This is a genomic window from Pseudomonas sp. AL10 (genome assembly GCF_029960685.1).
Lineage (GTDB): Bacteria > Pseudomonadota > Gammaproteobacteria > Pseudomonadales > Pseudomonadaceae > Aquipseudomonas > Aquipseudomonas lactis.
The window spans coordinates 1-26,032 of the sequence record NZ_JASBQZ010000057.1 but is presented as its reverse complement, the minus strand read 5'-3'; the positions used below and the strand labels follow the sequence as shown (position 1 = coordinate 26,032).

Annotated in this window: 22 protein-coding genes; 10 read left to right on the top strand and 12 right to left on the bottom strand. The window is 61.1% G+C overall.

Annotated elements, in window-relative coordinates:
- Positions 1-145: 145 nt before the first annotated feature.
- Both QK296_RS27070 and QK296_RS27065 read right to left on the bottom strand, forming a co-directional pair.
- The gene (locus QK296_RS27070) at positions 146-859 is read right to left on the bottom strand and encodes a phosphatase PAP2 family protein (protein WP_034134540.1); all 714 of its coding nucleotides are present in this window, start codon (positions 857-859) and stop codon (positions 146-148) included.
- Between the two features lie 49 nt (positions 860-908).
- Entirely contained in the window at positions 909-2,858 is a 1,950-nt protein-coding gene (locus QK296_RS27065) for an LTA synthase family protein (RefSeq protein ID WP_282392010.1), read from the bottom strand.
- Between the two features lie 201 nt (positions 2,859-3,059).
- Here QK296_RS27065 and colR point away from each other — a divergent pair, with 201 nt between their 5' ends.
- The 5 genes from colR to QK296_RS27040 all read left to right on the top strand — a co-directional run bounded on the left by colR (position 3,060) and on the right by QK296_RS27040 (position 6,830).
- Positions 3,060-3,743, top strand: a complete 684-nt coding sequence (gene colR, locus QK296_RS27060) for a two-component system response regulator ColR (RefSeq protein ID WP_003193936.1) — start codon at positions 3,060-3,062, stop codon at positions 3,741-3,743.
- Entirely contained in the window at positions 3,733-5,013 is a 1,281-nt protein-coding gene (locus tag QK296_RS27055) for a HAMP domain-containing sensor histidine kinase (protein WP_003193935.1), read from the top strand. Before colR ends, QK296_RS27055 begins: the two co-directional genes overlap by 11 nt.
- A gap of 188 nt (positions 5,014-5,201) precedes the next feature.
- Positions 5,202-5,882, top strand: a complete 681-nt coding sequence (locus tag QK296_RS27050; RefSeq protein WP_003193934.1) for a class I SAM-dependent methyltransferase — start codon at positions 5,202-5,204, stop codon at positions 5,880-5,882.
- Positions 5,883-5,886: 4 nt separating this feature from the next.
- The gene (locus QK296_RS27045; RefSeq protein ID WP_003193933.1) at positions 5,887-6,606 is read left to right on the top strand and encodes a lipopolysaccharide kinase InaA family protein; all 720 of its coding nucleotides are present in this window, start codon (positions 5,887-5,889) and stop codon (positions 6,604-6,606) included.
- Positions 6,603-6,830, top strand: a complete 228-nt coding sequence (locus QK296_RS27040; RefSeq protein WP_003193932.1) for a hypothetical protein — start codon at positions 6,603-6,605, stop codon at positions 6,828-6,830. The genes QK296_RS27045 and QK296_RS27040 overlap by 4 nt, the downstream gene beginning before the upstream one ends.
- A 196-nt stretch (positions 6,831-7,026) precedes the next feature.
- Here the strand turns inward: QK296_RS27040 and QK296_RS27035 are convergent, their stop codons facing one another.
- Genes QK296_RS27035 through QK296_RS27025 form a run of 3 tightly spaced genes read right to left on the bottom strand, consistent with a single transcriptional unit; the run spans position 7,027 to position 10,650 of the window.
- Complete coding sequence (locus QK296_RS27035) at positions 7,027-8,124, bottom strand: DUF1513 domain-containing protein (protein ID WP_282392013.1); 1,098 nt, start codon at positions 8,122-8,124, stop codon at positions 7,027-7,029.
- 2 nt (positions 8,125-8,126) lie between these two features.
- Positions 8,127-9,191: an imelysin family protein gene (locus QK296_RS27030; protein WP_282392007.1), complete on the bottom strand. Its 1,065-nt coding sequence runs from the start codon at positions 9,189-9,191 to the stop codon at positions 8,127-8,129.
- 31 nt (positions 9,192-9,222) lie between these two features.
- A complete protein-coding gene (locus QK296_RS27025) occupies positions 9,223-10,650 on the bottom strand; it encodes a di-heme oxidoredictase family protein (RefSeq protein WP_169856279.1) in 1,428 nt (475 codons plus the stop codon).
- A 140-nt stretch (positions 10,651-10,790) separates the two neighbouring features.
- Here QK296_RS27025 and QK296_RS27020 point away from each other — a divergent pair, with 140 nt between their 5' ends.
- Entirely contained in the window at positions 10,791-11,354 is a 564-nt protein-coding gene (locus tag QK296_RS27020) for an NAD(P)H nitroreductase (RefSeq protein WP_137203897.1), read from the top strand.
- A gap of 146 nt (positions 11,355-11,500) precedes the next feature.
- Here the strand turns inward: QK296_RS27020 and QK296_RS27015 are convergent, their stop codons facing one another.
- From QK296_RS27015 to gap, 7 genes are all read right to left on the bottom strand, one after another.
- The gene (locus QK296_RS27015) at positions 11,501-13,639 is read right to left on the bottom strand and encodes a methyl-accepting chemotaxis protein (RefSeq protein WP_094775298.1); all 2,139 of its coding nucleotides are present in this window, start codon (positions 13,637-13,639) and stop codon (positions 11,501-11,503) included.
- A 138-nt stretch (positions 13,640-13,777) separates the two neighbouring features.
- Positions 13,778-14,179, bottom strand: coding sequence for a YbaN family protein (locus QK296_RS27010; RefSeq protein ID WP_057710493.1), 402 nt, complete (start codon positions 14,177-14,179; stop codon positions 13,778-13,780).
- A 169-nt stretch (positions 14,180-14,348) separates the two neighbouring features.
- The gene (locus QK296_RS27005; RefSeq protein ID WP_047711689.1) at positions 14,349-14,957 is read right to left on the bottom strand and encodes a biliverdin-producing heme oxygenase; all 609 of its coding nucleotides are present in this window, start codon (positions 14,955-14,957) and stop codon (positions 14,349-14,351) included.
- Positions 14,958-15,095: 138 nt separating this feature from the next.
- On the bottom strand, positions 15,096-17,660 hold the full coding sequence (locus tag QK296_RS27000) for a TonB-dependent receptor (RefSeq protein WP_282392002.1): 2,565 nt from the start codon (positions 17,658-17,660) through the stop codon (positions 15,096-15,098).
- Between the two features lie 115 nt (positions 17,661-17,775).
- The gene (locus tag QK296_RS26995) at positions 17,776-18,744 is read right to left on the bottom strand and encodes a FecR domain-containing protein (RefSeq protein ID WP_003193923.1); all 969 of its coding nucleotides are present in this window, start codon (positions 18,742-18,744) and stop codon (positions 17,776-17,778) included.
- 74 nt (positions 18,745-18,818) lie between these two features.
- Entirely contained in the window at positions 18,819-19,337 is a 519-nt protein-coding gene (locus tag QK296_RS26990; protein ID WP_282392000.1) for a sigma-70 family RNA polymerase sigma factor, read from the bottom strand.
- A 221-nt stretch (positions 19,338-19,558) separates the two neighbouring features.
- A complete protein-coding gene (gap, locus tag QK296_RS26985; RefSeq protein WP_003193921.1) occupies positions 19,559-20,560 on the bottom strand; it encodes a type I glyceraldehyde-3-phosphate dehydrogenase in 1,002 nt (333 codons plus the stop codon).
- 221 nt (positions 20,561-20,781) lie between these two features.
- Between gap and edd the strand changes: the two genes are divergently transcribed.
- The 4 genes from edd to QK296_RS26965 all read left to right on the top strand — a co-directional run bounded on the left by edd (position 20,782) and on the right by QK296_RS26965 (position 25,893).
- On the top strand, positions 20,782-22,608 hold the full coding sequence (gene edd / locus QK296_RS26980) for a phosphogluconate dehydratase (RefSeq protein WP_014719752.1): 1,827 nt from the start codon (positions 20,782-20,784) through the stop codon (positions 22,606-22,608).
- The gene (locus QK296_RS26975) at positions 22,605-23,561 is read left to right on the top strand and encodes a glucokinase (protein ID WP_192002283.1); all 957 of its coding nucleotides are present in this window, start codon (positions 22,605-22,607) and stop codon (positions 23,559-23,561) included. The genes edd and QK296_RS26975 overlap by 4 nt, the downstream gene beginning before the upstream one ends.
- Positions 23,562-23,699: 138 nt before the next feature.
- Positions 23,700-24,434, top strand: a complete 735-nt coding sequence (locus QK296_RS26970) for a response regulator transcription factor (protein ID WP_003193918.1) — start codon at positions 23,700-23,702, stop codon at positions 24,432-24,434.
- A complete protein-coding gene (locus QK296_RS26965) occupies positions 24,424-25,893 on the top strand; it encodes an ATP-binding protein (RefSeq protein ID WP_003193917.1) in 1,470 nt (489 codons plus the stop codon). The genes QK296_RS26970 and QK296_RS26965 overlap by 11 nt, the downstream gene beginning before the upstream one ends.
- Positions 25,894-26,032: the final 139 nt, after the last annotated feature.

Here is a 26,032-nt window from a genome sequence, read left to right as displayed (position 1 = left end):
GGCCAGCGTGGTTTAACGGGGCGCCTGAGATCAAGATCACAAGCAGATCAAGAGCGACTCGCTTCGCATCGTGGTTACCGTTGGCTTTCGCAGGCAGCCCTAATGGCTTTTTTGTAGGAGCGAGCAAGCTCGCTCTTACAGAAAGCTACGACCGTTGCCGTGCAGGCCGGTACAGCAACAAGCAATACAACCCCAGGCAGATCAGCCAGCAAAAAATCGCTGTCCAAACATTGTGGGAAAAAAAGTGCGCCCCTTGCAGCATACGGCTGACGGAAAACACGCTGCCCAGGCTGACAGCAAAGATGAACGCGTAGCGCGCCAGGCGTGGCCGTCGATCCCGCAGGGCGAAGAACCAGGCGAACAAGGCAAACCCGGTGGCGGCATGCCCGCCGGGCCAGCAGCGGCCGGGTTTATCGGTAGGCGGGCGCGGGCTGAGCAGTTCGCTGTAGGTTTCCTGGCCGCCGAACTCCTTGAGACTCCAGGGGCATTGCACGGCGGTGATGGTTTTCAATGGCGACACGAACGCCGTCGCCATGCCCAGCGATAGCACCAGGCACACCAGCTCACGGCGGTACGGTTTGAGCCGCTGCAGGATGAAGCTGCCGACCAGGCCGAGAATCGCCAGTACCGAAAACAGGATCACCAGTTGCTTGGCACGGTCATGCAGGATGTCTTCAAGAAAGAAGCTATAGCGGCCAATGAAGCCGCCCGCCTCTGCGCTGTAGAAATGCCTGGCCAGGTCCATGTCCAGGGACGTCAGTTCCAGCAACAGCAACGCCACTGCAGCGCTGGCAGGCAGGCCCAGGCACAGCCAAAAATTAAGCGGTTTGGAAACCGGTAAAGAAGAAGGGGATTTCATCACGAACCTTGGTGAAAAAGCCCCGTGCTACCTGCACGGGGCTTTTTGATTAGCGTTTGCTTAAGACTGGAGCTTCTTCCTTGGGCGCTTTCCAGCTCAGCAGTTGCTGTTTGTAGTCGTAACTGGCGGCCTGGTAGTAGGTGATCGCCCGTTGGATCAAGGGGTCATCGCTACCGACGCGCAGCTCCTGGCTCTCGCCCAGGGCCTGGTCGTGGCGACGCAAGCCTTGGCGCGGGCTGAGGATTGCCAAGTCCTTGCCATCAAACAGACCCAGGTGCTGGTAATTGCCCACCACCACCCGTGCAGGCAATGGGTTGTCCTGCAGCAGGTTGCGGCCAAAGAATGTCGATTCGTAGCTCAGGTTGAGCAGGCCCAGCAAGGTCGGCGCCAGGTCGATCTGGCTGGACAGTTGAGCGGACTCCCGTGCGTCGATCAGCTTGGGCGCGTAGATAAACAGCGGAATCTGGTAGTTGGTGATCGGCAGGTCTTCCTTGCCTGCGCTGCCGGCGGTGTGGTCGGCGACGAACACGAAGATCGTGTTATCGAACCACGGCTTCTGGCGCGCTGCCTCAAGGAACTGGCCGATGGCGTAGTCGGTGTATTTCACCGCACCGTCGCGGCCTTTGCCGGACTTGATGTCGATACGCCCGTCCGGGTAGGTGTAGGGGCGATGGTTGGAGGTGGTCATCAGTTGCAGCAAGAACGGCTGTTGCTTGGCGTAATCGGCGTCGGCCAGTTTCAAGGTCTGTTTGAACAGGTCTTCGTCGGCCATGCCCCAGGCGTTTTTGAATGAGATTTCTGCTTCGGGCACGCTGCTCTGGTCCACCACCCGATAACCGTTGCCGCTGAAGAACGCGTTCATATTGTCGAAGTAACCGCGCCCTCCATAGACAAACACGCTGTCATAACCGATGGCCGAGAGCTGTTGACCCAGGCTGGCGAACCCGCTTTCGCGGCCGATGCGCTTGACGATCGAACGCCCTGGTGTCGGTGGAATTGCCAGGGTAATGGCTTCCAGGCCGCGGTCGGTGCGCGTACCGGTGGCATAGAAGTTATTGAAGTACAGGCTCTGTTGGCGCAACGCATCCAGGTTGGGCGTGAGGTTGCGCGCATCGCCATTGCTGCCCATGTACTTGGCGCTGAAGCTCTCGATGGTCACCAGTACGATGTTGGGTTTGCGCAGTGTGCCGGGGTTGGTGATGGCACGGCGAATATCCAGCGGGTCCGGGTCGATAAAGCGGGCGTTGGGCTCACTCAGTTCGGCGCGCAACTGCTTGGCGACGATGTCGGTCGGCAGGCTTTTGTAAAACTGTGTGTAGTCCAATTCGTTGTTACGGAACGCGGCAAAGAACTGATAGGGGCCGTTGCTGGCCAATTCGTTGTTATACGCGTTACCGCCTTGGGTGCGTGGGCTGTCTTGGCTGACCAGTTGCAGGCTGAGGCCGGCGAGCACCAGCAGGCCCAGGGCGTTGACCAAACGGCCACGCAGCGCAGGCAAGGGCGCTGCCATCGCGGCATTGAAGGGTTTGCGCAGAGCCACGCTCAGAATCAGTGCCAGCATCGCCAGCAGGCTCAGCAGCTTGCCGATCGGGTAAGACTCCAGCAGGTTGTTCAGTACCTCATCGGAGTACACCAGGTAATCGACGGCGATAAAGTTGAAGCGCACGCCAAACTCATCCCAGAACAGCCATTCGGCCACCGAGGTGAACAGCATGGCGAACAGGCTGACGGTCAGCACCGCTTGCAGGAACCAGCGATGGCCACGGCGGCGCCACAAGGCAGGCGGGCAGAGCAGCAGATACAGGCCAAGCGGCAAGGCTGCATAGGCCAGGAAACCCAAGTCGTAGAGCAAACCCACGCCAAACACCGGCAACAGGTTGCCGCTGACTTCATCCAGGTGGGTAATGAGCAGCACGCTGCGGGTGAGCAGGAAAACCACTAACCAGGCACCGGTGATCAACAGCAAATAGCGCATTGGCGCTGTTTTGAAAAAACCCATGTCTATGTTCCTTAGATCAATGGGGGGCGATCTTCTTCCTGAGGCTGTAGTCAGTTTGTGAAGCTATAGTGAAAAACTTGTTCGGCTCTACAAACAGTTGAAAACCTTTATCGGCGGGGCTCTGCGCTCTATCCCTGAGCCTCGCTTGGCCTTAAGCTGCGCGAGCCAACACGGCCGTTACCGCGTACGGAGACACTGCCCATGCGAATTCTATTGGTTGAAGACAACCGCGATATCCTCGCCAACCTGGCCGATTACCTGGGGCTCAAAGGCTACACAGTGGACTGTGCGCAGGACGGTTTGTCGGGCCTGCACCTGGCGGCCACCGAGCATTACGACCTGATCGTGCTCGACATCATGTTGCCCGGCATCGATGGTTACACCTTGTGCAAACGCCTGCGTGAAGACGCGCGCCGTGATACGCCGGTGATCATGCTCACCGCGCGCGACCAACTGGATGACCGGCTGCAGGGCTTCAAGTCTGGCGCTGATGATTACCTGCTCAAGCCGTTCGCCTTGTCGGAACTGGCCGCGCGTATCGAAGCAGTGTTGCGCCGTGCCCAGGGCGGCGGGCGTCGTGCCCTGCAAGTGGGTGACCTGAACTACGACCTCGATACGCTGGAAGTCACCCGCGAAGGGCGCCTGCTCAAGCTCAACCCGGTGGGCCTGAAACTGCTCGCCGTGCTGATGCAGAAAAGCCCGCATGTTTTGCGCCGGGAAGTTCTCGAAGAAGCCCTGTGGGGCGACGACTGCCCGGACAGCGACAGCCTGCGCAGCCACGTTCATCAACTGCGCCAAGTGATCGACAAGCCTTTCGCCAAACCGCTACTGCAAACCGTGCACGGTGTGGGTTATCGCCTGGCCGAGGGTCGTGATGGAGTTTAAGCAAAGCCTTGCCCAGCGGATCATCATCGCTTTCGCCTTGATGAGTGCGTTGGTGGCGGGGGCCTTCGCCGTGGGCATCATTGCGACGGTGCACCTGGTGGAAGAGAAGTTGATCTCGGCGGGCCTGGGCGGTGACCTGCAGCGCCTGCTGTTGATGGACAGCGTCGAAGACTGGAGCCACCGGCCGGAGCCGGACCAGCTGTTTTATTTCAGCGGCGGGCGTGGCGATTTTGAACTGCCCAAGGACCTGCGCCATCTGGACCCTGGGTTTCATGAGGTGTTTCGTGAGGCGCTGTCGTACCACGCCATGGTTGAAGTGGTCGATGGTCGGCGTTATGTGTTGCTGCAAGACCAGAGCGATTTCGAAGAGCGTGAGCGCGTGCTGTTTGCGGTGGTGCTGGTGGGCTTCGTGCTCAGCCTGGCACTGGCGGCGTTCCTCGGCTGGGTGCTGGCCCGCAAGGTGATGGCGCCGGTGGTACGCCTGGCCCGCCAGGTCCGTCATCGTGACCAACTGTTGGGCCTGGCACCGCCCCTGGCGCCGGATTACGCCGCCGATGAAGTGGGCGAACTGGCGGTGGCGTTCGACGCCACCCTCGGCCGCTTGCGCCAGGCGTTGTCGCGCGAGCAGCTGTTTACCAGCGATGTGAGCCATGAGTTGCGCACGCCCTTGATGGTCCTGGCCAGTTCCTGCGAACTGCTGCGCGAAAACCCAGCCATCGATCAACGAGGTCGCAACCAGGTGGAGCGCATTGCTCGTGCCTGTGAAGAAATGCGCGAGCTCGTACAGACCTTCCTGATGCTGGCCCGCGCCAAACACGACGACGCCGCCAGTTCGCCCCAGGGCAACCTCACCCAGGTGGCCGAAGACCTGCTCGGCATCTGGCGCGAGCCCATCGAGAAAAAAGGCCTGGCGTTGATCTACCTGCCAGGCAACCCCCTGGACACCCGCTACAACACCACCTTCTTGCATGCGGTGATGGGCAACTTGCTGCGCAATGCCCTGCATTACACCGAACACGGGTTTATCCGCCTGACGCTGGAGCCCAGTGGCTTCGTGGTGGAGGACTCCGGTGTCGGCATCCCCGAAGAGAAGCGCGAAGCGATGTTCGAGCCGTTCGTGCGCGGTAGCGAGAAACGTGGCGAGGGCCTCGGCCTCGGCCTGTCGCTGGTGCAACGGATCTGCGAAAGCCAGGGCTGGAGCGTAAGCCTGAGCACCATGGAGCCCAATGGCTGCCGTTTTCATGTGGAGCTCAACCCAGTCAAAACCTGACCCTTCAGTCTGTCGTTTTGCTGATGCAGACTGCCTGCTTTTCGGCGAAGATGGCCCGGTGCTACTGAATGTTTCTGTAAAGTCTTGAAATGTATGCAGTTGGACAGGACAAGATTTTCACAACGAGTTGACCTGTTGATCACAGTTCGCTGCTTAAGGTCGTAGGCATCAGTTACTGGAGACGTAAGATGCCTTCCCCGATCAAGCTGGAATTTTCTGACAAGTACGACGATCAACACGCGCAGAAATATTTGCTCAAGCATCAGGACAATCTGGCTCGCCGGTTGTCCCACAAACGCGACGAGCAACTGGCGCGCGGCGCATTGGCCATGGCCGGTGAGCCGGGCCTGGTGTTGGACCTGCCGTGTGGCGCTGGACGCTTCTGGCCGTTACTGGCCGAAAAACCCAACCGTGTGATTATCGGAGCTGACAATTCGGCGTCGATGTTGAAGATCGCCACCGCTGCCCAGCCGGCAGAGGTGGTGAAACGGGTACGCCCTTTGCAGACGTCTGCCTTTGATATCGATTTGCCAGATAACTCCGTCGACAGTATTTTTTGCATGCGCTTGATGCACCACATTGGTGAGCCGGAGCACAGGCTGACAATACTGCGCGAGTTTCAACGTGTTACCCGCGACAGCGTGATTATTTCGCTGTGGGTGGACGGCAATTTCAAGGCCTGGAAGCGCAAGCGCAGCGAAGTGCGTCGTCGCAAAAAAGGTGAGCAGGAAGGTTACCAAAACCGGTTTGTGTTACCGGCTGCTACTGTCGAGGCAGAATTCGAGCAGGCCGGTTTCCGTGTTCAGGAATCCCTGGACTTCATACCGCTCTACGCCATGTGGCGAGTGTATGTATTGCGCAAGAGGTAACAGGATGGCAGTTGAGTGCGTAGTAGGCAGTCATGTAGCTCCCGAAGAACGATTTGATTTTTTCTGGCGTCAGCAAGGTGAATGGGTGGAAGAACCCAACCGTCGCCGGGGTGGTGAAAGTGGCGTGCAGCGGGTGATCAGCCCTAACGGTCGCTTGCTCTATTGCAAGCGCCAGACCGGCCACATTTACCGCAGTTGGCTGCACCCCTTTGGGCGTCCGACCGTGCTGCGTGAGCGTGATGCCCTCAAAGGCCTGCGTTTGCTGGATGTGCGTGTGCCGGAACTGGTGTTTTGCGAGGCGCGTCGCGACCCGGAGCACCAATGGAAAGCCCTGTTGGTGACCGCGTCCCTGGACGGTTTCGACGAGATCGAAAACTGGTACGCCGCCGGTGGCCGCCAACAGTATGGCGAGGCGGTCCACGAGCGCCTGCTGCAAGAGTTGGCCGGCACCTTGGCCCGTATGCACAAAGGCCGATGGCAACACGGTTGCCTGTATATCAAGCACATCTTCGTGCGGGTGACCGGTGAGCCTGATGCGGCGACAGTGGAAGTGGCCCTGCTGGATTTCGAGAAATGCCGCCAGCGCCTGACCGCTTATCGGGCCGCGTCCCACGATATGCTGCAATTGCGCCGCCATTCGTCGTGGAATGATACCGACTGGAAAAAACTCAGCTACTTTTACGAGACGGCGTTTGGCAGCGCTATCAAGGGTTTAACCAGATGAAGCTAGAAATAGCACGAGGTTTGTTTCTGGTCGGGGCATTGGGTGTTGCAGCCCTGGCCCTGGCGGTATGGGAACAACCTCGTACACAAGTGTTGAGTGCGGTAGACGGTGGCGGGCAATGCCTGCTGCCACGCATTGCCAAGACGAGTGTGGCGGCCAAGCCCGACCATGAATTGCTGTTATTCATGTTCGGCATGTCTCAAGCGATGAGGCCGCAAAGTTGAAACGATTGACCCCGAAAAGGGCCTTGCCATGCGAGGCCCTTTTTTTATGGTGCGCCAGGCATGATCATTCCCACGCTCTGCGTGGGAATGCCTCTTGAGACGCTCTGCGTCTCGTCCGTTAGCGCCAGTGACGCAGAGCGTCACGGGTTGCATTCCCACGCAGAGCGTGGGAACGATCAGCCACAGAAGGGTAATTTCAGATCAGGTGCAGGTGATTGTCCCAAAGCCCCGCCGGTAGTTGCAGCGGTTGTGCGACCAGGTTTTTCTGGCGGCAGTCATAGAAGCGGCAACGCCCCTGACCGGATGTCACCACAAACCCATCCGCCACAGCGCCCACCCCCGCACAGTCCGGCAAGGGCCCATCCAGGCGCAGTTCGGCGGTGTCCATGTCCCAGATAAAAAAGCGGTTGCCCCGCGGTGCCGTCAACGCCACCAGGCGCAGTTCGCTGTGCACCGCCACGCTGGCGGTGTAATGCCCCATCGCCTGCAACTGTTCATCCGCCACCGGGAACGCCACGAACGGCTGCCCCGGGCGCTTGATCGCGAGCAACTCGGAACGCTCCTGGGACGGGCCCATGAACTGCTGCCCGGTGAGGATGGTGCCATCGCTGGCGATACCCATGTGCCGCACGCTGTTCATCTGCTGGGCCAGGGTTTCCTTGCTGATCAGGCTGCCATCGCGCCGCATCAGCACCAGGCTTGGCTCCATGGCGTTGAGGTTCATCTCTACCCGGCTTTCGGCTTCGGTGCGAATGCCACCGTTGGCCACGATCAGCGTCTCGCCGTCGGGCATCCACGCGACTTGATGCGGGCCGATGCCGTGGGTGGATATCTCGCCGCTGTGCACCAGCCGCTCACCTTCGAACTTATACACCCCCAACAGGCCCCGACCGGGGTCGGAGGTGTCGTTCTCGGTGGCGTACAGCCAGTCACCGCTCTTGTGGATCACCGCATGGCCATAGAAATGGCGGTTGGCGTTCGAGGTGATGGTTTGCAGCAGCCTGCCGTCGCGCAGGTCGATCAGGTAGCTCTCGGTGCCTGGGCGACGGGCGACGAACAGTGCAATCGGCAAGGTCGGGTGGTTGATGATGTCATGGCAGCGCTGGCCGACCTGGGTGGCAAATACCGGCTTGCCGTCCAGGCGATAGCCGACAGCGTAGTGCTTGCCGTCGGCATCATCGCGCGCCGACAGCAGCAGCGGGCCTTTGTCTTTGTGCTTGAACAGCGTCCAGCCACCCAAGGTGATAGCGCTGAGCAGCACGCTGCCCACCGCCAAAGCCTGTCGCCTGAGCATCATCAGTCACCGTCGTTGGCGTTAAAGCCCAGTTGTACGCCCAGCGCCTTGGCCAGTTCGCCTTCATGCAGGCGGTGGACCACGTTGAGGCTGTCGTAAATGTCGTTGAGTTGCTGGCGCCCGGCGTCGTCATTCAACAGTTCGTTGAGGGTGCGCTGGTTGCTGGCGAACAGTTTCAGGGACGCTGCGTAGGCGGCGTCGATTTTCTCGGCCAGTGGCTTCTGGTCCGCCGGCAGCAGGCCACGCAGGCCTTTGTTATCGACGCCCACCCACACGATCTGAGCCGCGGCGAGGCTGGCTTCCAGGCTTTGCAGGGACGACTGGCTGCGCCAGGCATCGGCCTGGAACGGTTGCGGGATGCCCTTGGTCTGGCGGCCCATCGGGGTGCCGAGTTTTTTCTTCAGGGTGTCCAGGGCGGTCACTTGCACGCGCAGCAGGTCGGCGATGGCTTCGTGGGAATCAGCGTAGCGCTGGTTCGGAAACTTGGTCATCTGCGCGAGCATGCCGTCGGTGCTGTTCCAACTGGCCAGGATCTCTTCGGCCAGGACTTTCTGGCGTTCACCGATCGCCATCAGCAGCGGGCAATAGCGCGCTTTCTGGGCGTCGTCGGCGACGTCAGGCTTGGCGTCGTAAAGGATGTATTCGTACGCCGACAGGCCCTGTACCACCACGCTGGATTTCGCCAGGGCCGCGGCGTCGATCTGCGGCTGGGCGCTGACCAGTTGTTCGACCTGACGGCCGACCAGGTTCTTCTTGTCTGGCCAGAACTGCACCTGCCACGCCCGGTTGCCTTCGGCCAGCGGGCCGATCAGCAGCGGTTGCAGCTCGGCCCAGGCTTTTTGCGCGTGCAGGAAGTCGGCGCGGGCGGTGTCCAGGCTTTCCTTGCCTTGGCAGTAAGCCAGGGCGCTGACGGCCAACTGACGGTCGGCCTCAACCCAGCGGCTGTAGGTTGGCAGGATCACTTGCTTGGCGATGGCCGCCGAGGTCACGGCTTGCGGGTCTTGGGGCGAGCAGGCGCCCAAGGCCAGGGCGGCGAGGCTGGTGAACAACAACTTGGGACGAAACATGTCGAGCTCCCTTCTGTAAGTGGGGCAAAGCTTATAAAGAATTCAGGAACGCCAGCAACGCGGCACGCTGCTCGGCATTGAACGACAACACATGTTGCTGCGCCGCTTGGGCTTCACCGCCATGCCACAGCACGGCTTCAAGCAGGTTGCGGGCGCGGCCGTCATGCAGGAACTGGGTGTGGCCACTCACGGTTTGCGTCAGGCCGATGCCCCACAGCGGCGGAGTGCGCCAGTCGCGGCCGGTGGCTTTGAATTCGCTACGGTTGTCGGCCAGGCCTTCGCCCATATCGTGCAGCAGCAGGTCGCTGTAAGGGCGGATCAACTGGTTGGCCAGTTCAGGTTCGGCGGCGTTGGCGGCCGTGGTGAACGTAGGTTTGTGACAGCCCTGGCAACCGGCCTGGTAGAACAGGTTCTTGCCGGCCAGCACTTGCGGCGTATCAACGTCCCGACGTGCGGGCACTGCGAGGTTGCGGGTGTAGAACAGCACCAGGCGCAGGATGTTATCGCTGACTTCCGGCTCACCCTCGGGGCCATTGCCGTTGGGCGCCTGTTTGCAGGCCACTTGGGCGTCGGTGCAGTCATCGAAGGGTCTCAGGGACGTGGTGAGGCCCATATCACCCGAAAACGCGTGAACGTTTTGTTGATTGAGGTTGGGCTGCCCGGCTTTCCAGCCAAAACGCCCGAGGACAGTTTTGTTCTGGGCGTCATCCCAGACCCAATTGACGCGGCCCACGATGGCCTCTTTGTCGGCGGTCTTGGGGTTAGTGTTGCGCAGGATATCGGCATCGCTGATCGCTTCGAGCAGGCCCAGGCCGATCATCGGCGGGGCGATACGCGCCGAGAAGCGTGTGTCGGGGTGCATCGGGCCGTAGCCGAGTTGGGTGATCTGCAGGTCGGGCTTGCGCAATTCAACCACCGTACCGTCCTTGAACCTGACGTTGACCGGTGTGTAGTCAACCCGCACCTTGCCTTCCGGCGCAACGCCTGGCACCGCCATGTCCTGGAGTTGCCCGCCGTAGACCGGCTCGGGCACCACGCCGATCTGTTCGATGAGCTTAGCGTAAGGCTGAGCATCCGGGATGGACAGGCGCACCAGCATCGACACGGCATTGGGCGCGTCAGGCAGCGGCGGGTGGCCACGGCCATCCTTGATATGGCAGTTCTGGCAGGCGTTGGTATTGAACAGCGGGCCTAGGCCATCGCGCGCCGTGGTGGTGGACGGCGCAATCACCCAAGGGTTGCGAAAGAAGCTGTTGCCGACGCTGAAGTCCAGGCGCCGCGTGGGCGCCAGGTTGGCCGAGGGCAGGGAAAAGGCGTTCTGGTCGCGCTTGTTTACCGTCGCCGCGCCACCGGCCCGCGATTCACCCGGCTCTGCTTTTGTGAAGCGAGGGGCGTCATCGCACGCAGTCAGGCTTAAAGCCATCAACGCTGCTGGCAGGTATAAAAGCGCACGGAACATCAAGATTCCTGGACGAGGGCAGAAAATTAAGGCGCAAAGTCTAACAGGGCAGGGCAGATTGAATAAGAGCAATTATCGTTTGGTGGCATCCCGATTCTTTCCCGTTAGAATGACCGCACATTTTTTTATGGAGGTGGCCAATGCAGGCTCTCGACGCTTTGCTCAACCGTGTTTCCGTGCCCCGTTTGCTCGACCCGGCACCGACCCAGGAGCAGCGCGACCTGCTGTTCGCCGCCGCCATGCGCGCGCCCGATCACGGCCAACTGCGCCCGTGGCGTTTCCTTACCGTGGAAGGTGCAGCCCGTGAACAGATGGGCACCCTGTTGGCCGAAGCCGCCCGCCTGCAGGATGCCGACGCACCGCAAGCCGCCATCGACAAGGCCCAGAACGGCCCGCTGCGTGCGCCGCTGGTGGTGGTGGTGATTGCACGTTTGCAAGAGCATTTCAAAGTGCCCAAGTCCGAGCAATTGCTGGCCGCCGCCTGTGCGGCCCACGGCATTCTGCTGGCGGCGTATGCCCAGGGTATTGGCGCGGTGTGGCGTACTGGCGAATTGTCCTACTCGGCCCATGTCGCCAAAGGCCTGGGGCTGGCGGCGAATGAAGAAGTGATTGGCTTTCTCTACCTGGGCACACCGCAGAACCCGCCACGCACGGCGCCGAAGGAAGACCTGACGCCGTTCGTCCAGGCCTGGCCCGGCCTGTAATTCACCACCATCCTGCTCTATATGTAGGAGCGAGCTTGCTCGCGAAAAACTCACAGGCGCCGCGTTTATTCAGGAAGCACGCGTTATCGTTGACGTTTTTCGCGAGCAAGCTCGCTCCTACAGGAGGCAATGTTTTCAGAACCGAATCAGACCCTGAACTGATCCATCAACTTCATCTGCTGGCTGGCCAGCGCATTGAGCTGGCTGCTGATCGCCGCCGACTCGGTGGCCTGACCCGTGAGGGTTTCAGTCACGGTGCGAATCGCCGAGACGTTGCGGTTGACCTCTTCGGCCACCGCGCTCTGCTGTTCGGCAGCGCTGGCGATTTGCAGGTTCATGTCGCTGATCACCGTGACCGCGTCGCTGATCTTGCCCAGGGCTTGCACGGCTTGATGGATCTGCCCGGCATTGCTCTGCGCCTGGTGCTGGCTGGAGTGCATGGTCGCCACTACGCCACGGGTGCCGCTCTGGATACGCTCGATCACCAGGCGGATTTCCTCGACTGAGTCCTGGGTGCGCTTGGCCAGGTTGCGCACTTCGTCGGCCACCACCGCAAAACCACGCCCGCTTTCGCCGGCGCGTGCCGCTTCAATCGCGGCGTTCAATGCCAGCAGGTTGGTCTGTTCGGCAATGCTGCGGATCACCTCCAACACTGAACCGATTTGCTCGCTGTTGACCGCCAGGGCTTCGACTTCGCCCACGGCTTTGCTGACTTCGTCGGCCAGAGTGGTGATATCGCGGGTGCTCTGCTCGATGATCGACATGCCTTCGCGTGCCGACTGGTCGGCGCCGCGTGCCGCGCTGGCGGCATTGGAGGCGCTGTTGGCCACGTCGTGGGCGGTGGCGCTCATTTCGTTCGACGCGGTGGCGACCTGGTCGATTTCACGGAACTGCACCTGCATGCCTTCGCTGGTCTGGCGCGCAATGGCGGACGATTGATCGGCCGTCCCACGGGCTTCGGTGATGCTTTGCTTGATCTGCGCAATGGTCGGCTGCAGCTTGTCGAGGAAACGATTGAACCAGTTCACCAGCTCGCCCAATTCGTCCTTCTTGGCGTAGGCCAGGCGCTGGGTGAGGTCGCCGTCACCGCTGGCGATGTCCTTGAGCATGGCGGCCACGCTATTGATAGGGCGGGTCACGCCAGTAGCGGTCAGCCAGATCAGCAGCAAGCCCAGCAGGCCGGCGGCGGCGGCCACCAGCAGGGCTTTGAGCGTGCCCGTTGCCTGGGCCTCGTCGAGTACGGCTTGGAGTTTTTCGTTGTCGGCCAGCATCACCGCTTTGGGCAGCTTGATCACCACACCCCAGGATTTGGCACCGGCAATCGGCTTGAGCGGATATACGGCACGAATGGTGTCGTCCTGCTCACGGATAACAGGACGGTCATTGGCCAGCAGTTGCACGATCTCCTTGCCTTCGGCGCCGATGCTGTCGATCAGGTTCTTGCCGACTTTGGCCGGCTCACCACTGTAGGCGGCGATCAGGCCGGTGCTGGACAGAATCTCCAGGTGGGCGGCACCGTTGAACAGGTCTTTTTGTGCCGCATCGGTGGTCGCTTGCAGGGCGGTCAGGGCAATGTCCACACCGACGACGCCGATGACTTTGCCGTCGACGATCAGCGGAAGAGAAATGGTGGTCATCAGTACCGGTTTGCCGGCCACTGTGTCTTCGTACGGGTCCAGCAGGCAAGTGCTGCGCGTGTCCCGTGGGCAGGTGTACCAGATGTTGTAGGGCGTACCGCTAAGGTTGAGGGTGGTCTTGGTCAGGTCATCTTCGACCATGATGGTGTTCTGGCCTTCGCCGCCAGCCCGGCTCCAGTAGCTGGAAAACCGACCTTTTTCATTGGAAACGCGCGCCTTGTCGTCGATGAATTCGCTGTCCTTGCCATCCAGCCCGTTGGGTTCGAACGACAACCAGATGCCTAGCACCTTGGTGTTGCGCTCGAACGCGGTTTTGACGCTGCGGTTGAGTTCTTCACGCAGGGCACCGGCTTCCAGGGAACGCTGGGTGCCCAACTGACGCAGGTCTTTGATCTGGTCGGCAAGGGCGGTGATTACCAGCAGGTTTTCGCCGAAGGTCTGCTGTAAGTGGCCGGCCTGTTCGGCCGCTTTGGATTGCAGCAACTGCTCCACGCTGGCGGTGAGCATTCGTGAGCTTGAATCACTGACCAACCGATCGTTCTGGTTGGTGTTGTAGATATTGATGCCGACCACCAGTGCAATCACACCCAGCAGACACAGGCCGGACAGCAACACGATTTTCAAGCGGATGGAGAGGGTGTCGAACATAGGTTCACTCACGAATGGACTTGTTGGAATGCACGCAAACGCGCCAAGTCCCTTCGGCGTCATGCCTGAAACATCGGCGTCACAAATCAATTCATGAGGAAGAGGCGATGAGCGGTAGGAAAACGCCTACAGGCCGCCTTAGACGGGACGTGCCAGCTGTTCGGGGCGGGACCAGATCCACAGGTTGCCCAGGCTCATCCCGGCAATCGCCAGGTACACCGGCCAGCCGTGATCGAGCATCACCAGCATCAACACGGCGCACAGCAACATGCTCACGGTGGCGCTGACCTTGGCGCGACGGGCGATGATCTTGCCATTGCGCCAGTTGGACAGGATCGGCCCGAACAGGCGGTGGTTTTCCAGCCAGGCGCTGAGGCGCGGCGAGCTTTTGGTGGCGGCCCAGGCGGCGAGCAGGATGAATTCGGTGGTGGGCAACCCCGGTATCACAATCGCCACCAAGCCGATGCCCAGGCTCACGTAGGCCAGCAGGCCGAAGAGGATTTGGGCGATTTTGGAGGAGGATTGGGGTTTGCCGGTCATGCTGCAGTTTTCTGGTGGGAGGGTTTACACATTGTCAGCGATGAAACGCACTCAAATGTGGGAGCTGGCTTGCCTGCGATAGCGGTGCATCAGGTTAAACATCTGGAGCTGACCCCCCGCCATCGCAGGCAAGCCAGCTCCCACATTGAACCGCCGTCTACCGGAACACTTACGCCAGTTCTGGGGCGCTAGCGTACGCCTGTTCCAGCAACACGGTGAAGCGCACAAACGCATCAATCGCGCCTTTTTCCACGGCAGCTTCTTCTTCGGCACTGAATGTCAGGCCGTCGAGGGTGCGGGTGAAACTCTTCCAGCCCTCGGCGCGACCGCCGGCCGGCTCGCCCAGGTGGCGCGCACCGAAGGTTTCACTCAGGCCCAGGCCCACGGCGCGCTTGATCAGGAATGCAGCGCCCAGCTTGGAGCCTTCGGAGACGAACAGCCAGCCCAAAGCTTCAGCTTTGCTGGGGTTGTTCACCGCGCCGGCAACCGGGGCCGGGATTTCGGTGTCCAAGTCTGCCAGGTCGAGCTTGGCCGCTTCGGCGCGGCAGCGGGCGGCCAGGTCAGGGATGATCTGGTTCAGCTCGGCATCGTTGTACAGGGCTACCAGTTCCGATTGGAACAGGTATTGGGCCACGACGAAGCGGGCGAAGTTGGCCTGGGTTTCGAACGGCGCGTGAGCCTTCACCAATGCGTCGAGCTTGGTGTGCGGCTCGTTGGTGATTTGGTTCAGGCGTTGGGAGCGCAGGCTTGGGCGTTCTGCGGTGGAAGAAGCGGTCATGAAAAAAGTCCTTGAGAAGAGAAGCGCCTGGGTGCCCTTAAAGAGAGCTGTTATCAACTAGACGAACAAGAAGACGCGGCACAGTAAAAAATCCTCACCTCGCCGCAGATGCATGGGCGGCGAGGTGGGGCGCATGGGTCAGATGTCCCAGATCACGTTGATCGCGAAGTTGCGACCGGGCTGGGTCAGGCGGTCGAGGTTGGCCGGGCCGGTGACACCGGCTTCGCCGACGCTGTCGTAGCTGCGCACGTCATCCCAGTTCCAGTACTTCTTGTCGGTGAGGTTGTAGAGGCCACCGTTGACGGTCACGTCTTTGCTCACCTTGTAGTAAGCGGTCAGGTCGAGGATGCCGAAGCCCGGGGTCTTGAACGGGCCGTCGGTGCCGCCGTCGGGCGCGTGGAAGGTCGTGCTGTCGACGCGGTTCTGTTTTTTCACCAAGGTCCAGCTCAGCAGGCCACCGTAAGTGTCCTGGTCGTAGCCCAGGCCAAACACGCCCTTGAGCGGGTTGACGCTGTTCAACGGCTCGCCATTGTCGTCATTGCGACCGTGGGTGTAGGCAACCGAGCCCTGGGTATACAGGCCCTTCGGCGCGCCGAAGGTATCCAGGTTCAGGCGGCCCTTGGCTTCCACGCCCTTGATGGTGGCGCGCTTGATGTTGACCGCCTGGAACTGTTCCACGGTGCCGCCGACCACGGCGTTGTCTTCGTCGATAAAGTCACGGTACTTGTTGTAGTACACCGCAATATCGAAGGAGCCTTCGTCGAATTTGCCGCGAATCCCGGTTTCGATGCCTTTGCTGGTTTCCGGCTTGAGGTCGGGGTTGGGTTCGACGGTGTAGCCCAGGTTCAGGTTTTCGAAGCGACCGTACAGGGCCTTGGCGGACGGCGTGCGGAAGCCCTCGGCGTACTGGCCGAACCAGGTGTAGTTGTCGGTCAGGGCATAGGTGAGGCCGAACTTGGGTGTTACGCGGTTCCAGGTCTTGTCTTTGCCATCGACGGCATAGGCACCGGTCGGGTTGACGGTGTTGAGGAACTCCTGGGTCAGCTTGGGCTTGAGCCGGGTGTAGTCATAACGCACGGCGGGCAGGAAGGTCCATTTGTCCCAAGTGATCTGGTCCTGGGCGAACAGCGAGTAGGTGTTGATGGTCGGGTCGGGGAAGTCGCTGGCCTTCTTCACGCTGTCGCCGGCTGATGGGCTTGGCCCGCCAATGGCGGTGCAGCCGGCGCCAATGGCCAGGCACGAGGCCGAGCCTTCGCGTGAGCCGGTGACTTTCTGCTGCTTGAGGGTGGTGCCGTAGGTCACCTGGTGCTCGGTTTCACCCAGGCTGAAAGCCTTGTCTAACTGAGCGTCGAAGACCCACTGTTTTTCTTCGTAAAGCGTGTCGCGGGTGCGCAGTACGCGACGGCCGGCCTGGTAGATTTCCGCCGTGGTCTGGTCGGTCTTGGCGATCTGGTAGTTGAGGCTGGTCTTGATGCGGTCGGCAATCGGCGACTCCAGGGCGAAGGTGTTTTCCAGGCCGAAGCGCTCGCGGGTAATGGTGTCGTTACCGCGACGGTCGCGGTACAGGTTCATGCCCCGGCCACCGATGAACGGGCCGCCCACTGCGTTTTTCAGATTGACGTCGCGGTCATCCTTGAACTTCTCGTAGGTCAGGCCCAAACGGTTGTCATCGCCATAGTTCCAGCCCAGCTTGGCCAGCACGTTGGTGGTGCGTGCATCTTCCGGGTTGGCGCCGGTGCGGGCCAGGCCGGTGGCGTTATTGCCATCGTAGGACTCGGTTTCATGGCCATTGCGCTGGCTCAGGTGCAGCAAACCGTCGAAGTCCTGCACACGCCCGGCGAAGGTGCCGGAGGTCAGCCAGCTCTCGTCGGCGGAGCTGTAGCCGGTCTTCAGGCGGGCGCCGACGTCCTGGCCTGGCTTGATGATGTCGTCCGGGTCGAGGGTGAAATAACTCACCGCGCCGCCGATGGCGCTGCTGCCATACAGGGCCGAGGCCGGGCCGCGCAGGATCTCCACGCGCTTGACGATTTCGGGGTCGACGTAATTGCGGCGGGTCTTGGCGTAGGGGCCGTTGAAGAAATTGTCGGGCACTTCGACGCCATCCACCTGAGTGAGCACGCGGTCGCCATCGATGCCTCGAATGTTGTAGCCCGCGTTACCCGAGCGGCTACCAGCGCCGCCGACGGAGACGCCGGGTTCGTAGCGCACCAGTTCACGGATGTTGTTGACGTTCTGGCGGTCCAGTTCCTGGCGGTCGTGCACGCTGACGGTGCTCGGTACGCTGTTCACATCCTGTTCGTTACGGGTGGCGCTGATGGTCACCTGTTGCAGGGCGAGGGCGCTGCCGGCGCTACGTTTTTCCAGCACGATGTTGTTGGTGCCCAGTTTGCGATAGCTCAGGTTGGTCCCCACCAACAGCCGCTCCAGGGCTTTTTCCGCTGGTAGCGGGCCACGCACGCCCGGGGACGAAACGCCCTGGCCCAGTTCGGCCGGCAGGCCGACTTGCCAGCCGGTCACTGCGGTGAAGGCGTTAAGCGCCGACACCAGTGGCTGCTGTTCAATGCTGAAGGTGTAATTGGCGTGGCTGCGAGCGGCAGGTTCGGCGGCGCTGGCGCTCATGACGGGCACGCCAGCCAGCAGGATCGCGGCGGTCAGCAAGGACAAAACGGGCGAAGCAGACCGGCGGTTGAAACGAGAGGACATCGAGAGCGCTCCGGGAGACGAATCTTATAGTTGCGAACCGAACCAAATAGGAATCAGTTGCATTGGCTATAACGAGACGTATCGCCGGTTAACATCGAGTAAAAATAATTCTCATTTAGTTCAGGATCACCAGCGCCGGGTACTCCGACAGCTTGGCCGAGGTGATGTGAGCCAGGGAGCGCACCACGTCCAGGGGTTGGTCCAGGCGGTAGTTGCCGGTGACGGCGACGCTGGCCAACTGCTCGTTGTTGTTGACGATCCAGCCGGGGTAATAGCGGCGCAGCTCAGCCAGCACTTCGCTCAGCGGGCAGTTTTCGAACACCAGACGGCCCTGGACCCAGGCCAGGTCTTTGCTGGCATCGAGCTTGGCCGGTTGGCCGAAACCCTTGGGGCCGATGCGGATGCTTTCACCGGCGCTCAGGCGCACACGGGCATCGTCGAAAGTATTGCTCAGGTCGACATCGCCGCGCTGCACTTGAACCTGGGCTTCGCCATTGAGGTAGCGCACGGCAAAGGCGGTATCACGCACGCTGGCGCGCACCGGGCCGGCGTCGATCTCCAGGGGCAGGCCACGGGAGGGCGCTATTTCGAAGAACGCTTCGCCCTGGTACAGGCGGGCAATGCGCTGGTGGTCCTTGATGGTGCTGGAAAATGCCGAGTTGGTGTTCAGCAGCACCTTGGAGCCATCATCCAGCTGCAGGCGCTGGCGCTCGCCCACCACCGTCAGATGGTCGGCCTGCAAACGCACCGGCAGGTTGCTGAAACTGAACAGGCCGATCAGCAGCACGGCGGCGGTGGCCAAGGGTTTCCAGTGCGGTTTGATCCGGCGCCAGCCGCTGGGCTTGCGCGGTGCGGCGAGGGCCACGGCGGCGCTGTGCACCGGTGCGTCACCCCAGGCGGCCTGGGCCTTGCTGAAAGCGTGGACATGCGCCGGGTCCTGGGCCAGCCAGGCGTCGAACGCGGCCTGCTGCCCAGGTTGCGGGCACTGCAAGGCGATCAGCCAATCGAGGGCTTGGTCCATGGCCGCGTCTTGCAACACCTCATGAGCCAACGCATGGGGGCGCAGTTTATTCGGGTCCGTCACGGTGTTCCTCGGGTCTTCGCCACGTTCTATTCATTTTTCCTACAGCTTGGATCGACACCTCTGTCGGGTGAAGCTTAAGGCTGATCCAGCCGTTCGGCCACACCCACACAGATAGCCATGATCAATTTGAGTTCCTTTTGCACTGTGCTCAAGGACACACCCAACTGATCGGCAATCTCCTGATAGCTGCAACCGTGCAAGCGGCTGAGGATGAAAATCCGCTGCTGGCGGGCGCTCAACTGGCCGAGGCTGACACTCAAGTGCTCCAGCAGTTGCTCGGCCTGGGTGGCTTCCTCCGGCGTGCTAGCGGGCGCTGCGACACTTTGCAGGACATCCAGCGGGACATCCTCCTGCAGGGTGCGCGCCTGAATTCTGCGCGAGCGCAAGTGATCCAGCGCCAGGTTGCGGGCTGTCTTGTAGACAAAAGGTTCAAGGTGGTCGATTGGCCGCTCGCTCAGGGCCCGAGTCACGCGCAGGTAGGTTTCCTGCAACAGGTCCTCGGCAGTGCTGTGGTTGTGCACCATGCGTTGCAGGGTTCGTAGCAGGATCACCCGTTGGGTGAGGAAGACGTGGTTGAAGCGAGATTGGCTCACAGTGATACCAGACCGATTTGCAGTGAATGATAATGCTTATCATCAACTGAAATGGCAAGTGGCACTTTGAGATGCCTTGGAGATTGTGCCGCTCGTTCCCATGCTCTGCGTGGGAACACATCCTGTGACGCTCCGCGTCACAACTTTAAGAGCAGGACGCGGAGCGTCCAGGGTGGCATTCCCACGCAGAGCGTGGGAACGATCTGGTCGATCTTGTGGAGTTACTCGGCGTTACACAACGCCAGGCAGTTATCCAGCATACGGTTGGAGAAGCCCCACTCGTTGTCATACCACGCTAATACTTTGAGCAATTTGCCACTGACCTTGGTGTGATTGGCGTCGAAGATCGACGACAGCGGGTTATGGTTGAAGTCACTGGAAACCAGCGGCAGGGTGTTGTAGCCGAGGATCTTCGAATGCTGGCTGGCGTGTTTGAGCAGGGCGTTGACCTCATCGGCCGTGGCTTCTTTCTTCAGCTGCACGGTGAGGTCCACCAGCGACACGTTGATCACCGGTACACGCACCGCCATGCCGGTCAGCTTGCCTGCCAGTTCCGGCAGCACCAGGCCCACCGCTTCAGCGGCGCCGGTCTTGCTCGGGATCATGTTCTGGGTGGCCGAACGCGCGCGGTACGGGTCGGTGTGGTAGACGTCGGTGAGGTTCTGGTCGTTGGTGTAGGCGTGAATGGTGGTCATCAGGCCGCTTTCGATACCCAGCTCGCGGTGCAGCACCTGGGCCACCGGCGCCAGGCAGTTGGTGGTGCACGATGCGTTGGAAATGATCTGGTGGGATTGACGCAAAATGTCATGGTTTACGCCGTAAACCACAGTGGCGTCAGCGCCTTTGGCCGGGGCCGAAATGATCACCTTGCGCGCGCCAGCGCTAATATGCGCGGCAGCCTTGTCACGGTCGGTGAACAGACCGGTGCATTCGAATACCACGTCGATCTTGTGTGCAGCCCACGGCAGGTCGGCGGGGTTGCGAATGGCACTGACGGCAATCCGGTCACCATTGACGGTCAGGCTTTCCTGATCGTGGGCAACCTCTGCATCGAAAGTGCCGTGTACGGTGTCGTACTTGAGCAGGTGGGCATTGATCGAGCTGTCGCCCAGATCATTGATGGCGACGATCTGCAAATCCTGGCGATAGCCTTGGGTATACAGTGCGCGCAGGACATTACGGCCGATACGGCCAAAACCATTGATTGCGATTCGAAGAGTCATCGGAAAGTGCCTGTCGTCGATTTGTTGTAAGAATTACAAGATTATTCGCATAAAAATAGAAAACAAGCCTTTTTAGTGGCAATATTTTGTTCAATCTACAACGAGTGACCTGAATCAACTGGTCCGATGATCCAAACGACCCCCTGCCATCCCATGAGCCGTGGGCGTTTGATCAGCATAGACTCTCAGGTCGCCACATCCGTTAGCCTGGAGTTCTATACATGCATCCCCGCGTTCTTGAGGTCACCGAACGGCTTATCGCCCGCAGCCGCGCCACCCGCGAGGCTTACCTTGCGCTCATTCGCGGCGCAGCCAGCGACGGTCCGATGCGCGGCAAGCTGCAATGCGCCAACTTCGCCCACGGCGTGGCCGGTTGCGGCACCGAAGACAAAAACAGCCTGCGCATGATGAATGCCGCCAACGTGGCAATTGTTTCTTCTTATAACGACATGCTCTCGGCGCATCAGCCCTACGAGCATTTCCCCGAACAAATCAAAAAGGCCCTGCGCGAAGTCGGCTCGGTCGGCCAGTTCGCCGGCGGCACCCCCGCCATGTGCGACGGCGTCACCCAGGGCGAGCCGGGCATGGAGCTGAGCCTGCTCAGCCGTGAAGTCATCGCCATGTCTACGGCGGTAGCGCTGTCCCACAACATGTTCGACGCCGCGCTGATGCTGGGCATCTGCGACAAGATCGTCCCTGGCCTGATGATGGGCGCATTGCGCTACGGCCACCTGCCGATGATTTTCGTGCCTGGCGGGCCGATGCCGTCGGGCATCTCCAACAAGCAGAAGGCTGATGTGCGCCAGCGCTACGCCGAAGGCAAGGCCAGCCGCGAAGAGCTGCTGGAATCGGAGATGAAGTCCTACCACAGCCCCGGCACCTGCACTTTCTACGGCACTGCCAACACCAACCAGTTGCTGATGGAAGTCATGGGCCTGCACTTGCCCGGCGCTTCTTTCGTCAACCCGTACACGCCGCTGCGGGATGCGTTGACCCGCGAAGCCGCCCACCAGGTCACGCGTTTGACCAAGGCCAATGGCAACTTCACGCCGATTGGCGAGATTGTCGACGAGAAGTCCATCGTCAACTCCATCGTTGCGCTCAACGCCACCGGCGGCTCCACCAACCACACCCTGCACATGCCGGCCATCGCCATGTCGGCAGGCATCATCCTGACCTGGCAGGACATGGCCGACCTCTCCGAGGTAGTCCCAACCCTGTCCCACGTGTATCCAAACGGCAAGGCTGACATCAACCACTTCCAGGCGGCGGGCGGTATGTCGTTCCTGATCCGCGAACTGCTGGAAGCCGGCCTGCTCCACGAAGACGTCAACACCGTGGCCGGCAAGGGCCTGAGCCGCTATATCCAGGAACCTTTCCTGGTGGATGGCGAACTGGTCTGGCGCGACGGCCCGATCGAAAGCCTCGACGAAACCATCCTGCGCCCGGTGGCCCGTGCGTTCTCGCCGGAAGGCGGCTTGCGCGTGATGGAAGGCAACCTCGGCCGTGGCGTGATGAAGGTTTCGGCGGTAGCCCCGGAGCATCAGGTTGTCGAAGCGCCGGCGGTGGTGTTCCAGGACCAGCAGGACCTGGCCGATGCCTTCAAGGCCGGCTTGTTGGAAAAAGACTTCGTCGCGGTGATGCGCTTCCAGGGGCCGCGCTCCAACGGCATGCCGGAACTGCACAAGATGACACCGTTCCTGGGCGTGTTGCAGGACCGTGGTTTCAAAGTGGCGCTGGTGACAGATGGGCGAATGTCCGGCGCGTCGGGTAAGATCCCTGCCGCGATCCACGTCAATCCCGAAGCCCAGAGCGGCGGGCCGCTGGCGCGGGTCCAGGATGGCGATATCATCCGTGTGGATGGCGTTACCGGCACCCTGGAGCTTAAGGTGGACGCCGAAGTATTTGCAGCGCGCACGCCTGCCACGGGCCTGTTGGGCAATAACGTGGGGGCCGGTCGCGAGCTGTTTGCATTCATGCGCTTGGCCGCAAGCTCCGCAGAGCAGGGCGCCAGCGCCTTTACCTCTGCCTTGGAGACGCTTAAGTGAAGCTTGCGCTGGTCGGTGACATCGGGGGTACTAACGCCCGTTTTGCGTTATGGCGGGATCAGGAACTGCATTCGATCCGCGTGCATGCCACGGCGGATCACGGCAGCCCTGAAGAGGCGATCAAGCTCTACCTCAAAGAAGAAGGCCTGCAAATCGGCGACATCGGTGCGGTGTGCCTGTCGGTGGCCGGGCCGGTGAGCGGCGATGAATTCAAGTTCACCAACAACCACTGGCGCCTGAGCAAAACCGCGTTTTGTCAGGCCCTGCAGGTGGATGAGCTGTTGCTGGTCAACGATTTCTCGGCCATGGCCTTGGGCATGACCCGGCTCAAGCCCGACGAATTTCGCGTGGTCTGCGAAGGCACGCCAGAGCCCTTGCGCCCGGCCGTGGTGATCGGCCCGGGCACCGGTCTTGGCGTCGGCACCTTGCTGGACCTCGGCGCAGGCCGCTGGGTAGCATTGCCGGGGGAGGGTGGGCATGTCGACCTGCCCCTGAGCAGCCCACGGGAAACCCAGCTGTGGCAACACATCTACAGCGAGATCGGGCATGTCAGCGCCGAAACCGCGTTAAGCGGTGGCGGCTTGCCGCGGCTGTACCGGGCTATTTGTACGGTGGATGGGCATGAGCCTGTGCTGGACACCCCCGAAGCCATCACGGCGGCGGGCCTGGCCGGCGATCCGGTGGCCATGGAAGTATTGGACCAGTTCAGCATCTGGCTGGGCCGGGTGGCGGGCAATAACGTCTTGACCACCGGTGGGCGGGGTGGCGTGTATATCGTGGGCGGGGTGATACCGAGGTTTGCCGACTTCTTTATCACTAGTGGTTTCGCTAAAAGCTTTGCGGATAAAGGCTGCATGAGCGACTACTTCAAGGGTATTCCAGTGTGGCTGGTGACGGCGCCGTATTCCGGGCTGACTGGGGCGGGTGTGGCGCTTGAGCAAGCTTTTGCATAGGTCATAATGGCGCCATCGCAGGCAAGCCAGCTCCCACAGTCTGGAATGCATTCCAAGTGTGGGAGCTGGCTTGCCTGCGATGACGGCCTAAAGGGCACCCGATGATTTAAGCCAGGCCATAACAACAAGGAGGCCCCCGTGAGCGTAATCAGTAAATCCATTCTCCTCGTCGACGACGACCAGGAAATCCGCGAATTGCTGCAAACCTACCTCAGTCGCGCCGGCTTCCAGGTCCGTGGCGTGTCCGATGGCGCGGGGTTCCGTCAGGCGATGAACGAGGCGCCGTGCGACCTGGTCATCCTCGATGTGATGTTGCCGGACGAAGACGGCTTCAGCCTGTGCCGCTGGATCCGCCAGCACCCGCGCCAGGCGCAGGTGCCGATCATCATGCTCACCGCCAGTTCCGACGAAGCCGACCGCGTGATCGGCCTGGAGCTGGGCGCCGATGACTATATCGGCAAGCCGTTCAGCCCCCGCGAGTTGCAGGCGCGCATCAAGGCACTGCTGCGCCGCTGCCAATTCGGCCAGGAGCGCAGCAGTGGCGGCGATGTGTGGGTGTTCGATGAATGGCGCCTGGATATGATCAGCCACCGTTTGTTTCATGTGGATGGTGAAGAGGTAATTCTCTCCGGTGCCGATTTCGCCTTGCTCAAGTTGTTTCTCGACCACCCGCAGCAGATCCTCGACCGCGACACCATCGGCAACGCCACCCGTGGCCGCGACCTGATGCCCTTGGACCGTATCGTCGACATGGCCGTCAGCCGCTTGCGCCAGCGCCTGCGCGACACCGAGAAACCACCGCGGCTGATCCGCACCGTGCGCGGCAGCGGCTATCAACTGGCAGCCAGCGTGGTTGCCGGCAATGCCCACTGAACCGCTGAACGAACGCCGTCGCCGCTTCCCGGTACCCCGCTCGCTGCTGGGGCGCATGTTACTCCTGACCTTGCTGGCGGTGCTGTTCGCCCAAGCGCTGTCCAGCGTGATCTGGGTGTCGCAACTGCGCGCCACCCAGCTTGAGGGCCTGGTCACCAGCGCCCGCAGCTTGGCGCATTCAATGACCGCCAGCGTGAGTTACTTCCGGTCGCTGCCGGTGGCCTATCGCCCGTTGGTGCTGGACCAATTGCGCAGCATGGGCGGCACGCGTTTTGTGGTGACCCTCAATGATCGCCCGCTGGACATGCAAATACTGCCCGAAACCCCGCGCAAGCAAGCGGTACTGGTGGCGGTGGATGAAGTGCTGCGCCAGACCCTGGGTGCCGACGTGCACATCTCGGTTGAGTTCGTCAGCGCCGAAGACCTGCGCATCTTCAATGCTGGCCTGAAGCTCGACGAACTGCCACGCTCCTGGGCCCATTACGCGCTGACCCTGGAACCGGTGAACCCGCCGGTGCTGGTCACCCAGATCCAACTGGCACCCGGTGAATGGCTGTACATCGCCTCGCTATTGCCCGAGCCCTACACCAGCCTGGAAGAGCAAGGCCTGCCGTCCCAGCAGGTGTGGTTCATCGTGCTCACCAGCGGTTTTCTGCTGCTGTTCATCGGCCTGCTGGTGCACTGGCAAAGCAGGCCGCTCAAGCGCCTGGCGCGAGCGGCGCGGGACATGTCCCTGGGCGCCGATGTGGAGCCGGTGGCGGAAGGCGGCGGCAGTGAAGTGGTGGAAGTGGGCCGTGCGTTCAATGCCATGCGTGAACGCATCAGCCGTTACCTGACCGAGCGCAGCCAGTTGTTCAGCGCGATTTCCCATGACCTGCGCACGCCCATCACCCGCCTGCGCCTGCGCGTGGAATTGCTGGAAGACGAGAACCTGCAAAACAAATTCGGCCGTGACCTGGATGAGCTGGAATTGCTGGTCAAGGGCGCGCTGCAATGTGTGAAAGACACCGACATCCACGAAAACATCCAGCCGGTGGACCTCAACCACGTCCTCGAATGCCTGGTGGAGCCGTACCTGGCACCCCATGGCAATGGCCGAGTGACCCTCGATGGCACGGCGCTGTCAGCCTACCCAGGCAAGCCGCTGGCGCTCAAGCGTTGCATCGGCAACCTGATCGACAACGCGCTCAAGTACGGGCAGAACGCGCATTTGCATATCGAGGACGATGGCGTGCAGTTCATCCTGCATGTGGATGACGAAGGGCCTGGTGTGCCGCAGCAGCGACTGGAGCAAGTGTTTGAACCGCACTTTCGCCTGGCCGGCCAGCAGCAGGGTTACGGGTTGGGGTTGGGGATTGCGCGCAACATTGCCCACAGCCATGGGGGCGAAGTGAGTTTGCAGAACCTGCGCGAAGGCGGCCTGCGTGTCACCCTGCAACTCCCCCGCGGATTAGACTGAATATACGCAGGACTACTGTGGGAGCTGGCTTGCCTGCGATAGCCATAGGTATCTACACAACTGTGCAGTTCGCCGCAGCCACCGGTAACCACGATGCGAAGCGAGCCGCTCTTGATCTTGCTCTTGATCTGCTTGTGAT